This window comes from Domibacillus enclensis (assembly GCF_900156125.1).
GTDB lineage: Bacteria > Bacillota > Bacilli > Bacillales > Domibacillaceae > Domibacillus > Domibacillus enclensis.
In genome coordinates, this window is the sequence record NZ_FTLX01000007.1 from 116,559 (window position 1) to 131,535 (window position 14,977).

12 protein-coding genes and 1 riboswitch are annotated in these 14,977 nt (G+C 47.3%); of the genes, 3 read left to right on the forward strand and 9 right to left on the reverse strand.

Annotation, left to right across the window (positions count from 1 at the left end; all coding sequences use genetic code 11):
* Positions 1-2 precede the first annotated feature (2 nt).
* A complete protein-coding gene (locus BW952_RS14535; RefSeq protein WP_045851241.1) occupies positions 3-632 on the reverse strand; it encodes a YesL family protein in 630 nt (209 codons plus the stop codon).
* A 21-nt stretch (positions 633-653) separates the two neighbouring features.
* The gene (locus BW952_RS14540) at positions 654-1,511 is read right to left on the reverse strand and encodes an ABC transporter permease (protein ID WP_082084629.1); all 858 of its coding nucleotides are present in this window, start codon (positions 1,509-1,511) and stop codon (positions 654-656) included.
* A 411-nt stretch (positions 1,512-1,922) separates the two neighbouring features.
* Between BW952_RS14540 and BW952_RS14545 the strand changes: the two genes are divergently transcribed.
* Both BW952_RS14545 and BW952_RS14550 read left to right on the forward strand, forming a co-directional pair.
* Positions 1,923-2,792 carry a carbohydrate ABC transporter permease gene (locus tag BW952_RS14545; protein WP_045851240.1) on the forward strand — a complete coding sequence of 290 codons (870 nt, stop codon included), beginning with the start codon at positions 1,923-1,925 and terminating at the stop codon, positions 2,790-2,792.
* Between the two features lie 14 nt (positions 2,793-2,806).
* Positions 2,807-3,853, forward strand: coding sequence for a rhamnogalacturonan acetylesterase (locus BW952_RS14550; RefSeq protein WP_052698469.1), 1,047 nt, complete (start codon positions 2,807-2,809; stop codon positions 3,851-3,853).
* Between the two features lie 657 nt (positions 3,854-4,510).
* Here the strand turns inward: BW952_RS14550 and BW952_RS14555 are convergent.
* Positions 4,511-6,775, reverse strand: coding sequence for an AraC family transcriptional regulator (locus BW952_RS14555; RefSeq protein ID WP_045852112.1), 2,265 nt, complete (start codon positions 6,773-6,775; stop codon positions 4,511-4,513).
* 126 nt (positions 6,776-6,901) lie between these two features.
* Here BW952_RS14555 and BW952_RS14560 point away from each other — a divergent pair, with 126 nt between their 5' ends.
* Positions 6,902-7,423, forward strand: coding sequence for a type 1 glutamine amidotransferase domain-containing protein (locus tag BW952_RS14560; RefSeq protein WP_045852111.1), 522 nt, complete (start codon positions 6,902-6,904; stop codon positions 7,421-7,423).
* A 153-nt stretch (positions 7,424-7,576) separates the two neighbouring features.
* On the opposite strand, the gene BW952_RS14565 is transcribed toward BW952_RS14560, so the two are convergent.
* The 6 genes from BW952_RS14565 to BW952_RS14590 form a co-directional block, all read right to left on the reverse strand.
* Positions 7,577-8,569, reverse strand: coding sequence for a LacI family DNA-binding transcriptional regulator (locus BW952_RS14565; protein ID WP_045852110.1), 993 nt, complete (start codon positions 8,567-8,569; stop codon positions 7,577-7,579).
* A gap of 18 nt (positions 8,570-8,587) precedes the next feature.
* Positions 8,588-10,066, reverse strand: coding sequence for a UDP-glucose--hexose-1-phosphate uridylyltransferase (gene galT, locus BW952_RS14570; RefSeq protein WP_045852109.1), 1,479 nt, complete (start codon positions 10,064-10,066; stop codon positions 8,588-8,590).
* The gene (galE, locus tag BW952_RS14575; RefSeq protein WP_045852108.1) at positions 10,063-11,064 is read right to left on the reverse strand and encodes a UDP-glucose 4-epimerase GalE; all 1,002 of its coding nucleotides are present in this window, start codon (positions 11,062-11,064) and stop codon (positions 10,063-10,065) included. Before galE ends, galT begins: the two co-directional genes overlap by 4 nt.
* Positions 11,061-12,242 carry a galactokinase gene (locus BW952_RS14580; protein ID WP_045852107.1) on the reverse strand — a complete coding sequence of 394 codons (1,182 nt, stop codon included), beginning with the start codon at positions 12,240-12,242 and terminating at the stop codon, positions 11,061-11,063. The genes galE and BW952_RS14580 overlap by 4 nt, the downstream gene beginning before the upstream one ends.
* A 579-nt stretch (positions 12,243-12,821) precedes the next feature.
* Positions 12,822-13,685, reverse strand: coding sequence for a hypothetical protein (locus tag BW952_RS14585; RefSeq protein ID WP_045849480.1), 864 nt, complete (start codon positions 13,683-13,685; stop codon positions 12,822-12,824).
* Positions 13,686-13,732: 47 nt separating this feature from the next.
* Positions 13,733-13,820: riboswitch (cyclic di-GMP riboswitch) on the reverse strand.
* A gap of 53 nt (positions 13,821-13,873) precedes the next feature.
* Positions 13,874-14,935, reverse strand: coding sequence for a tartrate dehydrogenase (locus BW952_RS14590; protein ID WP_045849436.1), 1,062 nt, complete (start codon positions 14,933-14,935; stop codon positions 13,874-13,876).
* Positions 14,936-14,977 lie beyond the last annotated feature (42 nt).

Genomic DNA, 14,977 nt, shown 5'->3' on the forward strand with positions numbered 1-14,977 from the left:
CCTTATTTGTCGACGGCCAGGCGGCGGTCGTTCGTTGTTTGCTGCATTTCGGCTTTCATAAAAACTTGATTCACCATCCACATAGATAGATAAGCAACCGGACCGAGGCCAAATAGAAAGAAAAAGCCCGGATTAATCGCTAATATAACGAATAGAGCCATTGATACGGCAAGTAACACGAGCGTATATTGAAAATAAGCGATGCCTAGAAAAACCGAATACTTCATTTTACTTAAAAGCGTTTTCATTTCGTAATGAACAAGAATGCACGGCAGATAAATCAACGATACGACATACAAAATACTCGCTGCAATGACAATTGCTCGAATCACCATGGATTCAACATATAGCAGATCAATGTATAGAATCAGGCCCACTGTTCCATACAGGAAAAACAGCTTGTTGCCTTCCTTGAAATGCTGCTTGTACAGCTCCTTAAATGTATGGAACACCGGAATCGATTCATTGCCCCGAATCCACTGGCGAAGCACACCAAACAGTGCCAGTGTTGCCGGACCGGCTCCAAACAAGCCGAGTCCTGCGAGTGTGAACGCCATCCATAGCACATTCACATAAACGAGCTTCAATAGAAGAGAACAGCAGGCATTCATCCGCTCCGCCATTTTATCCATTCCACTCACCACCCTTTCTCATTAGTAAAGGCCGTCTTCACCAAACTTTTTCGCCAGTTTATTGGCACCAATGACGAGAACAAGCCCGACAAGGCCTTTAAATACGCCTACCGCTGTACTGTAGCTGAGCTGGCCGTTTTTCAAGCCGGCTGTATAAACATACGTATCAAAAATCTCTGCTACTTCACGGTTCAGTGAGTTCAATAGAAGATACACATGCTCAAATCCAAGATCCAGCGTCTGGCCGATTTTCAAAATCAGCAAGATGATAATGACCGGGCGAATCGCCGGAAGCGTCACGTGCCAAATTTGGCGGAGACGGTTTGCCCCATCAATTTTGGCTGCTTCATATAATTGCGGATCGACAGCAGTTACAGCGGCCAAATAAATAATCGTTGACCAGCCCATTTCCTTCCAGATGACCTGAGTGATGTACAACGTACGCGTCCAGTCCGGGCTTGTCAGGAAATCAACCTTTTCTCCACCCATTCGGGCAATTACTTCATTCACAATGCCTCCATCTACAGTCAGGAACACGTAGAAAATCGACACGATGATGACCCATGACATAAAGTGTGGAATGTAGATGATCGTCTGGACAGCACCTTTAAACGCTTTCATTCGCACTTCATTTAACATAAGTGCTACGATAATCGGAATCGGAAAGAAGATAAATAAGTTTAAAGCGAAAAAGATGAGTGTATTTTTTAATAACATGAAGAAAGTCGGTTCTGTAAACAGTCGTTCAAAGTGCTTGAGTCCAGCCCATTCACTTCCCGCAATCCCAAGAAACGGCTGATAATCCTGAAAGGCAATAATGATGCCCGCCATTGGCACGTATTTAAAGATAAGAAAATACAGAAGGCCTGGCAAAATCATTAAATAGAGATACTTGTTCCTCGCAAGGCTGGCGATGTTTTTCCTTCTGGCGAGCTGCTTTATTTCTTTTTTTGATATAGCTGCAGACACTTGATCCACGGCAACGTTTGTGTCTCTCACAACGCGAATCCCTCCTCGTTTGCATTTGTTGTTTTGCACATCTATACCGTAATGCAGCACCCGCCGTAACGTCTATAATCATCTTGCCTGTCCCCTTGCAAACAGCGGTTTGAAAGCGTTTTCCGAACGCCTCCTGTTGAAATGATCATTTTCTTCCGGGATGATTATGGACGAGCATTTGCCCTTTTTTCTTCGGTTTTATCCACGTATGGTCAAATGAGTATAGACGCACTTCACAGCCGGTTGCTACAGTAAAGTCAGATAACAAACTTCATTAAGGAGGTTCTTTTCATGAAAGATTATTCTATAGGAAACCGCATCTTCAACGTGTTCAACTACACATTTCTTGCGGTGATCTCGCTCGCCTGTCTGCTTCCCTTCATTAATGTCATTGCCAGCTCATTCGCCACAACGGACGAGGTCATGGAAAAGTCGTTTATTTTATTTCCGACGACATTTACGCTTGATGCCTACACCTTTATCTTTTCAACACCGACTATCTTTAAAAGCCTGGTCGTGTCAATCGGCGTAACCGGCGTTGGTACGTTTGTCAGTATGGTGTTAACCGCTACGATGGCGTACGGGCTGTCCAGAACCTACCTATATGGACGCCGGCAGCTGAACTTTCTCGTCGTCTTTACGATGCTGTTTAGCGGCGGGATGATCCCGACGTATTTGGTTGTGAAAAACCTGGGGCTGATCAACTCGTACTGGGCCTTGATTCTGCCAGTGGCCATCAGCGCCTTTAATCTCATTATTATGAGAAACTTTTTTCAAGCGATTCCGGAAAGCTTAGAGGAATCCGCTAAGATTGATGGCTGCAACGACATTATGATTTTCTTGAAAATTGTGCTGCCGCTGTCACTGCCATCGATTGCGACGATCTCCCTGTTTTATGCTGTGGCGTATTGGAACGAATATATGAATGCGATCCTGTATATTAATGATTCTGCTAAATGGCCGATTCAAATTTTGCTCCGCCAAATTGTAATCGTTTCCAGCGGAATGCAGGCCGATACAACCGCCGTTGATATTGTTCCACCGGCTCAAACGGTGAAAATGGCCGTTATTGCCGTGGCAACCTTGCCAATGCTGATCATTTATCCATTCCTTCAAAAATATTTCGTCAAGGGCGCGCTCGTCGGCTCAGTGAAAGCGTAAAAGGAGATGGCTCGATGACCATATATAATGAAAAGCTTGGCGCCGGCTTTCTTGAAACAGACGGCATGCGAATAGAGGAGGGGCTTTATACGGCCCCTCTTCTTCACTTTCAAGCAGATCTTCCGGATAGGGATTATACGATCACTCTCACCAGTCCGGCCAGCGCTAATGTGCAGGAGATGGAGCTGACGGTCAACGGCGTAGAGATTCAGCCCACCTGGGTGCTTGAACAACAGGAATGGACATGCTTATTCCCCTTTGCGCTTGTCGGCACAGCTCTGCACCTACACGTGGAGGGATCACCTGCCGTTCTATCAACCGTTGAAGTCACGCCTATCCATGAACGCCAAAGAAGCACATATCCTGCTCTTTTTTTAATAGGCGATTCAACGGTCTGCACCTATGAAAAGGAGCGGGCACCGATGGCTGGATGGGGGCAGATGATCGGCCGCTTTTTTCAGGAGACAATCCATATTGAAAACCCGGCCATGGGCGGCCGCAGCACACGCTCGGCTTACCGGGAAGGGCGGCTGAATGCGCTGCTGACAGACATCAAGCCGGGGGATTATATATTGATCCAGTTCGCCCACAACGACGAAACCCCAACGAAGCTGGACCGGTACGTGACGGTTGATCAGTACAAGACCTATTTAAGAGATCATTATATTCGAGGCGTTCTTCAGCGCCAGGGAATTCCCGTTTGTGTCACGTCAATGAACCGAAGAACGTTTGATAAGGGGGCGGGTACGTTTATTGACAGCTTCCCGGCGTATACGAACGCGATGCGGGAAATAGCGGAGGAGCAGGGACTTGTGCTTATTGACTTAAACAAAAAAAGCCTCGCTTATTACAACGAGCTCGGCTACGAGGGAACCGCTGCGATTTTCATGCAGCTAAAACCCGGAGAAAGTCCTAATTACCCGGATGGACTAGATGACAACACTCACTTCAAAAAAGCCGGCGCCCAAAAAATGGCCCGGTTTGTGGCAGAGGAAATCAACAAAAAAATACCCGCATTAGCCCCTTTCATAAAAGAAATGGACAAGCCGGATTCTTATTGAATCCGGCTCATAAAGTTAAAAAACAAACGTGTCAAAAGAATCTTAACTGTTTTTCAAGATTGTTCCCATTTTTCAGAGCAAGGATTAGGCTGTATTTCTCGAAAAGAACATTCAGGGGCTCCGGGCTGCCGGCTCCGCGCATCGAGAAAGCAGGCGGTGAGCTAGTCTTTGTCGCTGTCGCGCCAAAGCCGGATCTCACCTGCCCGCCAGTTTCGCGGAAGTCTACGCCGGCCTCCCTCCGCCCGTAGTGGTTTTAAAGGAACGGAGTGAATGACTGACGGCTATTCTTGAAAACATGTGACATCGAGAAGGAATCCCGCTTTTCCTACATGGTGGAAATCAAGGGATTCTCACCTCTCCCTTTCCAATCAGAACCATTTCCATTTTTGGTTTTGCAATCTGCTTTTCCTCCCCACCAGGGCGGCTGGCGCAGGACGGAGACTCGGGAGGGATCAGCGGGTTAGGTGAGATCCACTTTTGGAGCGTCAGCGACAAAAGTTAGCTCACCGCCCGCCCCTCCGAACGCGAAGTCCTGCAGAAGCCGCCCTACTATGTTGGCGCAAGCACGGCTGCTTTTAAAAAAGCGGAGTAGTCACCTGCTATTCATTGACAAAATCTTTTTTCAACAGCGTGAGCCGGATTCTCATTGAATCCGGCTCATTCGTTATTGGCGGGCGTTCCGTCAAAGCGGTTTTGCTCCCGGTATTTCCCGGGTGTGATGCCTTCCAGCTTGCGGAAAAAGCGGATGAAGTTTTGCGAGTTGTTATATTGCAGCCGTTCCGCGATTTCCTTCACGGATAGGTCCGTTTCCTTCAGCCATTTTTTCGCCATTGTATAGCGGAAATTCGCCAGGTAGTCGCTAAAGGACTGGCCCAGCTCTTTTTTGAAAATTTCACTTAAATAATTTGGATTGTAATGAAGACGGCCCGCAATGACATCCAGCGTTAATTTTGTATCAAACTCATGCTGGACGATATGAACAATTTTATCCGAAATCGTTTTGTACTGGGAGCTTTCACGCTCTTCCATTAAATCAATCATCGGGTAGACGATGGTCCCTTTTATAAAATGCTCAACTTCTTCCGCCGTTTCCATCTCAAATACGGACTTGTACAGCGTTTTATGATCCTTCACCATGAGCGAATCCATCCCGAGCAGCTGAATGAGCTCGACCAGGTTGTTAATCAAGCGCATAATATTCAGCTCCAGCTCATGCGTTCCCCGGTTGCGCTTGAATAAATCCGCCAGCAGGATATCCAGGCCTTCTTTCGCTTTGTCGCTTTCACCAAGCTTAATCGCTTCAAACAAACGGTTCTCTAAAATTTTCGGATAATAGCTTGTTTTCACTTCCGACGCGTCAAACATCGCATCATGAAACACAATCGCTTCTTTGCCCACCTTCAATCGGTATTTCAGTGCACTTAGTCCTTGGTCGAGTGCCTGGTCGCTTTCGCTCAGCTTTTCAAACGAACGGCTGATGCCAATGCTGACGGAAATGGAAAACAGCTCTTTCACCGTTTGCTGGATTTGCTCCGCATAGGACTGCAGAAGGGCGGCGTTTTGTTGCTCATCCGGTTCATGGCCAATGAGAATAACCGCCTGGGTTTTCGAATCAATCGCAGCCGGTGCCAGCCGTTCTCCTTCTTCAATAATCTCTGTCATTATTTGGCTGATGCCAAAAGACAGCACGTCCTTTTCTTTGCTCGTATATTTTTTGGCATCAACATGGTCCACTTGCAGCACAAAGGCGTATAAGCGAGACCAGGAAACCGGATAGCCGAATTTTTGCAGCTCTTCTGCGATTTCATCTTCTGTTTTTCTGCCATGAAATAAATTGATCGCAAACAGCGTTTTTAATTGCTCAACCTGGCCGTTTACCCGGTGCTCAAGCGACTCATTTTGATCAAGCACCGTGCGGATCGTCCGGCCGATCAGTTCAAATTCATCTTTAAAGGTGCCGCTTTTTGATTTCGGGATAATCGTCTGCAGCTCGCGAATCGGCTTTGAAAAGTAGTTGGAGCTTAAATATGCAATCATTACGATCAGCATAAGCATCACGATGCTCATAAGCACCGTGCCGATCACCGTCGGCTTCATCGCCGCTGCATACTCATTTTCGTCAATTTTTGTTATATAGATCCAGCTGTTGTAAACCGATTTCGAGTACGCGAACTTTCCTTCACCGTCTGATTCGAGTACACCGATCTGCTTGTATTTTTCATTGTCGAGCGTGCTGAGAATGCTTTGAGGCACGGCATCTGACTTCTGATCACCGCTTTGAAACACGAGCTGGCCATCCTGGTTATAAATCGACATCGAGCCCGTTTCTGCTTGCTTATATACAAGACTGCTCAGTGATTCAATTGGAATGTGAATAATGAGCGCGCCTGTTTTCACTGTTTTCATGAGCGGTACCTTTTTCACTAGCTGAATCTCTTTTGCGTCAGCTTTCTTAAGCCAGGTGGATGCGTTAGGCAGCGCCAGGTAATCCGCGTAGTCTGCTTGAACCTGTTTTTGATCCAGCTGCTTTAAGCCATTTTGGTTGATCGTCCAGTTTCCCCGAAAGCTGACAAGCTCCGCTGTTGTTTGGTTTGGCCCAAATGTGGAAATGTAATTAAGGCGGTTGTCAATCGTCCGATAAATATCGAAATGACTGGCGGACAGCGGCTGCTGGATCATCTGCTCAAAAGAAGGGTCGTATACGTAGGAGTTAAATGAGTAGTCAACGGCCTGAAGTTTTTGTTCAAATGTGTTCATCGTTTGAACGACGTTTTCCTGTTTTTCTTTTATGATTTGCTCTTCAAATGAATTTTTCGAAAAAAAGTAGGCGAATCCATTAAAAAGCATGACAGCCAGTACGCCGACAATAACAAAAGGCAGGAAAATTCTATAAAAATATTTCGGCTTGTTTTTCATCCTCATTTCCACCCCTCCCTATTGTAAAGCGCTTACATTTAATTATCTCGAATATTGCTTCTCAAGTCAATATCATTTCCTATTTCCTTCCTCTTTTTGTTACACTAAAGAAAGAAAAAAGGAGGCGTTCACGTGAGACTAGCGAATAAAAAAGTCATTGCCCTTGTTGAGGAAGAGTTTGAAGATCTAGAATTATGGTATCCGATTTTACGGCTGCAGGAAGAAGGTGCGACGGTTCACCTAGTAGGCAAGGAAGCTGGAAAAACGTATGTCGGCAAATACGGCGTGCCAGCGGAAGCAGCTTATTCCTTTGATGAAATTGATGCTAATGAATACGACGCGATTTTAGTGCCGGGCGGCTGGGCCCCTGATAAGCTGCGGCGCTATCCGGAAGTTCTTCAGTTTGTGCGCCAAATGGATGAAGCCAAAAAACCGATCGGACAAATTTGCCACGCCGGCTGGGTGCTGATTTCAGCGAACATTCTGCACGGCAAAAACGTTACAAGCACTCCCGGCATTAAAGATGATATGACCAATGCCGGCGCTGAATGGCACGACGAAGCGGTCATTGTAGACGGCCACATTATTTCAAGCCGCCGCCCGCCTGATCTGCCTCCTTACGTAAAAGCCTTCGCCGATCAATTAGCAAAATAACAGCCGGCGTACGGCACAATTAAGCGGTTTATCGCGCAATTACCCGTCGCGGTGGCGCAATTGTGCAGACTAACGCGCAATTATAAAGGATAAGGCGCAATTCACATGGAATTGCGCCTTATTTACGTTAATTGCGCCGTATAATCAAAGGATTTACCGGGTCGTCCCGCGTTCAATTAGCTCAGACGGAAGAACAACTTTTTTCGGAATCCGTTCTTCCTTCCATTGCTCCTGCAGCAGCTGAACGGCCGTTTCTCCCATAAATTCAGTGTGTACCTTGATCGTGGTCAGCGGCGGATACACATATTTCGAGACGCTAATGTCATTTACGCCAATAAGGCTCACGCGCTCCGGCACCGGAATGCCTGCTTCGTTTAATGCCCTGAGCGCCCCGATAGCCAGCGTGTCACTGGCCGCAAAAAAAGCGTCCGGCAACGCTTCTCCGTTTTTTTCAATGCTTTCCTTCATCATTGCATAGCCATCATCTGCACTAAATGTGCCGATCAGCACGTGCTCTTCCAAAAAGCTGTTTTTTTCCAACATAAACTGTTTGTACGTCTGCTCTCGCTTATCCGGTACGAGACCTGTTTGATCTTGAAACTGCTCACGTCCGCCAATAAAGCCAATTCGCCGCAGACCGCTGCCCCATAAATAATTCAGCGCTTTTTCCGTTACTTTGGAGAAATTCGTCACTACACTGTCGAATGCTTCGTTTTCCGGCGAAAAATCAACAAACACAATCTGGTCCGTCCACTCACCGAGATGCTGTACCTGCTCCGCACTGTATTTGCCGACGGCGATGATCCCTTTTATCGAGCTCTTGTCGACAAGATGAAGTTCATCATACAACACCTTCTGAACGAAAATTCCATTCTCCCGGCAGCTGTTTTCAACCCCAAGGCGAATCGACCGGTAGTATAAATCATTCAGCTCTTCTTCTTCTGTGTACCAGTGAATTAATGCCACTGTTTCTTGAACAGCTTTTTTAGCCGGACGTCTTTTTTTATAATCAAGCTGTTCCGCCGCTTCAAAGATTTTCCGCTTTGTTTCGGCACTGACGGATAAATGCGGATCATAATTCAAAACACGGGACACAGTCGCAATCGATACGCCCGCCTGCGCCGCAATATCTTTGATCGTTGCCATTTTACTCATTCCAATCTGTTAAAGTCGGGCTAGAAAACGGTTGAATCCGCGTTTGCCTTCTTCTGTTTGCTTGAACACACCGCAGTCTTCCAGCCCTCTTAAAAACTTCGCCGCGACGGCCTCCCGGACAAATGCCTCTTCAGACAACTCCCCAACGTATTGTTTACGCAGCTCTTCCGCCCATTCCTGATGTTCTTTTTTTACTTGAACAGTCTCATCAGAAAGAAAAGCCGCAACCGCTGCCAAGTCTTCTTTGAGACGGGCCGGCAAGACCGCAAGCCCCATCACTTCAATTAAGCCAATGTTTTCGCGCTTGATGTGATGAATATCCGCATGCGGGTGAAACAACCCCATTGGATGTTCGTCCGTTGTCCGGTTATTGCGGAGCACGAGATCAAGCTCAAACACCTCGCCGCGTTTCCGGGCAATCGGTGTGACCGTATTATGCCGGGTCTCTCCGGTAAACGACTGAATGCCGCACAGATCATCATCATATCCCCTCCAGACAGCCAGTACGTGATCAGCCGCTGCCGCCAGCTCGTCCGGGTCTTCACTTTTCAGCCGGACAACAGACATTGGCCAATATAGTGTGGCACCCTTTACAGCAGGAAACCGGTCCACGGAAAAGGAAACGTCTTCCTTCGCTTTCGCCATCGCAAATTCATAGCGTCCGCCCTGATAATGATCATGGGTCAAAATTGATCCACCTACAATAGGAAGGTCTGCATTTGATCCAGCGAAATAATGCGGGAATTGACGAACAAAATCGAGAAGTCGGACAAATCCCGCCCGGTCGATTTTCATATCCCGGTGTTCACCTGACAATAAAATACAATGCTCATGATAATACAAATAAGGAGAGTATTGAAGAAACCACTCTTCGCTGTCCAATTCAACCGGAACAATCCGGTGGTTGGATCGCGCAGGATGAGTGGCATGCCCTTCATACCCTTCGTTTTCCACACAAAGAAGGCACTTCGGATAATTCGTCTCCGGCTCCGGGCGAAGTTTAGCCCGGGCGATTTCAGCCGGATCTTTCTCAGGCTTTGATAAATTAATGGTAATATCAATTTCTCCATAAGGCGTGGCTGATGTATACGACACATTTTTGGCAATACGCTTTGTTTGAATGTAATTAGAAGCCTTGCTCATGCTGTAAAAAAAATCCGTCGCCTGCTGCGGAGAAGATTGATAGCTTCCCCAAAAAGCTTCGGCAATTTGAGAGGGCTTTGATACAAATACATTCATAACGTTTGCCGCAAAAATATCCTTCTCCTCTAAAAATGGCTGGACAATGCCCCGCTCGACAGCATCTTCCGTCAGTTTTTCAACAAGATCCGGAATGGACAAAGCCGACACATCATCCGCTGGCTGCACAAAATCATTGCGTCCAAGCAAAGCAATCAGCTGATTCCGCGCATACATATGGTCGCGTGCTGTGATTAACTCTGCCTGTTCCGCTTTTCGAATCAGCTCTTCCACGTAAGCAAAGATCATCTCTGTTCCGCCCCTTTGTAGCCGTTCGGATGGTTCTTGTGCCAGTTCCAGGCATGTTCTATAATCGTCGTGATATCTGTCCGCGACGGTGACCAGCCAAGTGTAGTTCGGGCTTTTTCAGAGGAAGCAATCAGGACAGCAGGGTCACCTGCCCGCTTATCTCCAATGACGACTGGAATCGGATGGCCCGTTACGTTACGGGCGGTTTCCACAATTTCTTTTACAGAAAAGCCTTGATTCGAACCGAGGTTAAAGATATTGCTTTCTCCGCCTTTTTTCAAATAATCCAGTGCTAAAAGATGAGCGTCCACCAAGTCTTCTACGTGAATGTAATCACGAATGCACGTGCCGTCCTCCGTCGGATAATCCTCTCCGAAGATCGAAATATGCTCCCGCTGTCCATTTGCTACCTGCAGAACAACCGGAATTAAATGCGTTTCCGGGTGATGATCCTCGCCGATAACGCCGGATTCACTCGCTCCGGCTACGTTGAAGTAGCGCAGTGAAACAAACTTTGTGCCGTGAGCCGCGTCACACCACTTCATCATACGCTCCATCGCAAGCTTTGTTTCACCGTAGGCACTCGTCGGGTCTGTTTGCGCTTTTTCCGTAATCGGCATGTCTTTTTGCTCACCGTATGTGGCGGCAGATGAAGAAAAGACGATATGACCGACACCATGCTTTGTCATCGTTTCAAGCAGGATCTGTGTGCCGAACACGTTGTTGTCATAATACTTTAATGGGTTTTCCATTGATTCACCGACAAGGGAATTCGCCGCAAAGTGAACGACCTGCTCAATTTGCTCGTGCTCAAACACTTCATTTAAAAAGGCACGATCCCGAATATCGCCTTTGTAAAATTGAACGTCGTCCGGCACAGATTCTGCATGGCCGGTTTCAAGGCTGTCAATTACAACCACGTCACGCTTTTGCGCCAGCAAGGCACGTACTGCATGCGACCCGATGTACCCTGCTCCACCTACAACTGCAATACTCATTCCATTTCCTCCTCTGCTAATTCACGCGCTCCGCCGCCGATATTCGCCATATAAAATGCCGCGTCAATGCCGCACGCTTCTTTATATCGTGCTGAGACTTCCTGAATAAATGGTTCTACGTGGCCGTTTTCCACAATGGCAATCGCACAGCCGCCAAAGCCGGCGCCGGTCATCCGTGCTCCGATCACGCCTGGCTGCTCCCACGCTGCATACACGAGCGTATCAAGCTCTTTGCCTGTCACCTCATAATCGCGCTCAAGTGACCGGTGCGACTCATTCATAAGCTGCCCGACTTCTTCAAGGTTTCCTTCCTTCAGCTTGTTCAGCGCTTCAATCGTCCGGGCATTTTCATAAACGGCATGCTTGGCCCGCTTCTCCAGCCGTTCATCGCCAATCGCCGACCGGTGCTTCTCAAACTGTTCCGGTGTCAGCTCGCCGAGGGAGGTTACATGAAGCTCTGTTTGAAGCCGTTTTAATGCCTCTTCACACTCGCTGCGGCGCTCATTGTATTTAGATGAAGCAAGCTCGCGGCGCTTGTTCGTATTCATTATAACAATGCTTGCATCCGGGAGCTCGATTGGCGCATATTCATAAGCGAGCGTTTCACAATCCAGCCAGATTGCGGCCCCTTTTTTGCCCATGCCAATCGCGAACTGATCCATGATGCCGCTGTTCACGCCAATATACTGATTTTCCACCTGCTGTCCGATTTTGACCATCTCAATCCGGTCCACAGCCAAGCCGAATAATCCCTCCAGCATAACGCCCGTTGCCAATTCAATCGAAGCAGAAGAAGAAAGCCCTGCACCATTAGGAATGTTGCCGTAGAAAAGAACGTCATAACCCGACGGAATGGCATATCCATTCTCGTTCATCAGCTTGGTCATCCCTTTCGGATAATTCGTCCAGCCATCTGCCTCTTTGTAATCAAGTGAATGGAGCGAGCTTTCCACGATGCCCTGGTCTTTGAAGTTTACGGAGTAAAAGCGTATGTTCTCATCTTCCCGTTTTGCGGCTACGGCGTACGTGCCAAAGGTGATCGCAAGTGGAAAGACGTGGCCGCCATTGTAATCTGTGTGCTCCCCTATTAAATTGATCCGTCCCGGCGCAAAAAAAGTTCGTTCTGCCTGACGGTCAAATACGCGTTCAAAGGTTTGTTTTAAATCATTCACATTCATGAAAACGCCTCCTTTTTTACTTTATTCTACTTAATTTTTAGTAAAAGTCAATTTTATTTTTAGTAAAATAAAAAAGAGGCGGAGATATAACAACGAGATTGGCCCTAAATCCGAACGATCTAGCAGCTGAAAGCCTTGATTCCTCTTTTTTCTTGGAAAAGCACATACAGGGGCTCCGGGCTGCCGGCTCCGCTTTCCTACTGGGCGAACGCTGAACCAGCCCGAAAACCATGGCTGTTTCAGCCTGTCCGCTCGTCCAGTGGGAGTCTTCGCCGGCCTCCCTGCGCCCATTGTGGTTCTAATGAAACAGTGAATACAAAAATGCTTAAAAACGGCTTGTATTCAACGACTAAAGAGTGGCTGTATGAGAAGGGCCTTTTCTTTTTTACACGAATAATAGAATGAGGTTTGTTGTTACGCATTCAAAACGCTTCTTTATAAGTTCTATCCGTTGCTTTCCTTCCCCACTAAGTCCTGCAGAAGCCGCCCGGACTGTGCGCGCGCAAGCACGGTAGCATTGAAAAAGAGACATTTCATTTGATATGAAATGTCTCTTTTCAAAATATCCGGCTATTTATTTCACGGCTGAAGAGTCATCCAGCTGCCGACGTGGTGAACAGCTGTTCCGTTGAATGCCGGAGAGTACTCGTAATAAGCTTTTACCGCAGCGAGTTCATTCAGCATCGCCACTTCTCCCTCTTCATAGAAGGAAATCGCATCCCCTTCAGCCGTCTGACCGGTTTCAACGCCTACGACGATGGACTTTCCATATTTCTCTGCTGCCGTTATTTCGTTTTTCACAAATTCGTTGATCAAAGAAGCCTGGTCGCGGTATGCCATAATGGTGACGCTCGCTGTATTGGCGATCACCCACTCTGACAGCAGCCCTTTTCCATACGTATTTTTAAAGGGAATTTCATCAAACCAGAACGGCATATCTGCTTCAAGCGGCAGATTCAACGATGCGGCGCTCGTTTTTGCTCTTGTAAGCAGAGCCTGGTATGACTTCACGGTTGCCGCTCTGTTCGTCGTCCATCCGCTGTATAAATACGGCTCTACATCAAGGTGAATGCCTGAAAATTTTTGAGCAGCTTTGGAACCGCTCTGGAACCGGCTCAGCCAGTTGACAAGCTGATTCTGATTTGTATAGCCTTTTGGCGCAACCCAGTCCGGTGCACCGTCCAGTGCATAAACGCTCATGCCTTTTGCAGCTGCTTTTTCAATAAAGCTGCGGTATACCTTCATCGGCACGTCACGGTCAATTTGTACGTACACTTTGTTTACTTGCTTACTCTCTAGAAACGAGAGAGTTCCCGCTTCATCATTCACAATCATCCACGGATTCCAGAGCCAGGTTGCCTGGTCTTTAGGTGAAGCCGCTTCTGCCGGGCTCCCTGCAGCGGCTAACAAAAGCACCAGTAAAGAAATTATTATTTTTTTCAACACGAAAAAGCCCTCCATTCTGTCAGCCGAAGCTCACAGAATGAGAGCCTGGCAACCTGACGACCGTTTGCTTTTCAGCAGGCAGGCTCATGGCTTTGCGTCCTTTCCTTTCGGAGAAGTTTGCCTTTTTCAGATTATTTTGTTCTTTTATTATAAATGATGAATGCTTTTTTGCCTAGCTTCTCCGATTAAGCTTTTGCCTTTAGTCGGGCGATAATTTCATCGGTGACGTCTTTCGTTGAATGTTTGCCGCCAATATCGCGCGTTAAGAAGCCGTCGCTCGTCACACTTTCCACTGTATCAAGCAGTACGCGCCCTAGCTCTTCTTCTCCAAAATGGTCAAGCATCATTTTCGCCGTCCAAATTTGGCCGATCGGGTTAGCCACTCCTTTGCCTGCAATATCCGGCGCTGACCCATGAACAGGCTCAAACATGGATGGGTATTTACCGCTAACGTTAATGTTCGCTGCCGGAGCAATGCCAATGCTGCCCATAATCGCTGCACCCACATCGGTTAAAATATCGCCAAACAGGTTGCTTGCGACAATGACATCAAAGCGTTCCGGCTGCGTGACGAAAAAAGCAGCCAGTGCATCAATATGCTGAGAATCGGTTTTTACCTCTGGATACGACTTTGCTACATCTTCAAATACACGATCCCAAAACGGCATTGAATACACAATTCCGTTTGATTTTGTGGCGCTTGTCACTCGGCCACTTCGTTTTTTCGCGAGGTCAAAGGCAAAGTGCATGGCCCGTTCTGTCGCTTTGCGGGAAAACACAGCGTTTTGAATCGCGATTTCATCTTCCCCTTTATTCATCGTACCGCCGATGGCACTGTACTCTCCTTCACTGTTTTCCCGGACCACCATAATGTCAAAGTCTTTTGGGTTCAGCAGCGGCGAGCGGATGCCCTTCATGACTTTAGCCGGGCGCAGATTAATCGACTGTTCAAATTCCCGGCGGATTTTAATGAGCAGCCCCCATAAAGAAACATGATCCGGAACAAGATTCGGGTCTCCGACTGCTCCAAGAAATACGCCATCAAACTGAGAAAGACGTTCCATGCCGTCTTCCGGCATCATCGCACCGTGCTCCAAATAATATTGGCAGCTCCACGGGAAATCCGTGAATTCAAACGATAATCCACCATGTATGTCTGATACCGCTTTCAAAATATTTGTTGCTGCTTCTACAACTTCTGTTCCAATGCCATCACCAGGGATGCTGGCTACTTTTAAGTGTTTCATTTTATGTCCTCCTTTTATTTTAGTCGACGGTCGACCGTTTAT

Coding starts and splice junctions, on each gene's coding strand:
- BW952_RS14535 (WP_045851241.1), bottom strand. CDS start 632: ATGGATAAAATGGCGGAGCGGATGAATGCCTGCTGTTCTCTTCTATTG.
- BW952_RS14540 (WP_082084629.1), bottom strand. CDS start 1,511: ATGATTTTGCCAGGCCTTCTGTATTTTCTTATCTTTAAATACGTGCCA.
- BW952_RS14545 (WP_045851240.1), top strand. CDS start 1,923: ATGAAAGATTATTCTATAGGAAACCGCATCTTCAACGTGTTCAACTAC.
- BW952_RS14550 (WP_052698469.1), top strand. CDS start 2,807: ATGACCATATATAATGAAAAGCTTGGCGCCGGCTTTCTTGAAACAGAC.
- BW952_RS14555 (WP_045852112.1), bottom strand. CDS start 6,775: ATGAGGATGAAAAACAAGCCGAAATATTTTTATAGAATTTTCCTGCCT.
- BW952_RS14565 (WP_045852110.1), bottom strand. CDS start 8,569: ATGGCAACGATCAAAGATATTGCGGCGCAGGCGGGCGTATCGATTGCG.
- galT (WP_045852109.1), bottom strand. CDS start 10,066: ATGATCTTTGCTTACGTGGAAGAGCTGATTCGAAAAGCGGAACAGGCA.
- galE (WP_045852108.1), bottom strand. CDS start 11,064: ATGAGTATTGCAGTTGTAGGTGGAGCAGGGTACATCGGGTCGCATGCA.
- BW952_RS14580 (WP_045852107.1), bottom strand. CDS start 12,242: ATGAATGTGAATGATTTAAAACAAACCTTTGAACGCGTATTTGACCGT.
- BW952_RS14590 (WP_045849436.1), bottom strand. CDS start 14,935: ATGAAACACTTAAAAGTAGCCAGCATCCCTGGTGATGGCATTGGAACA.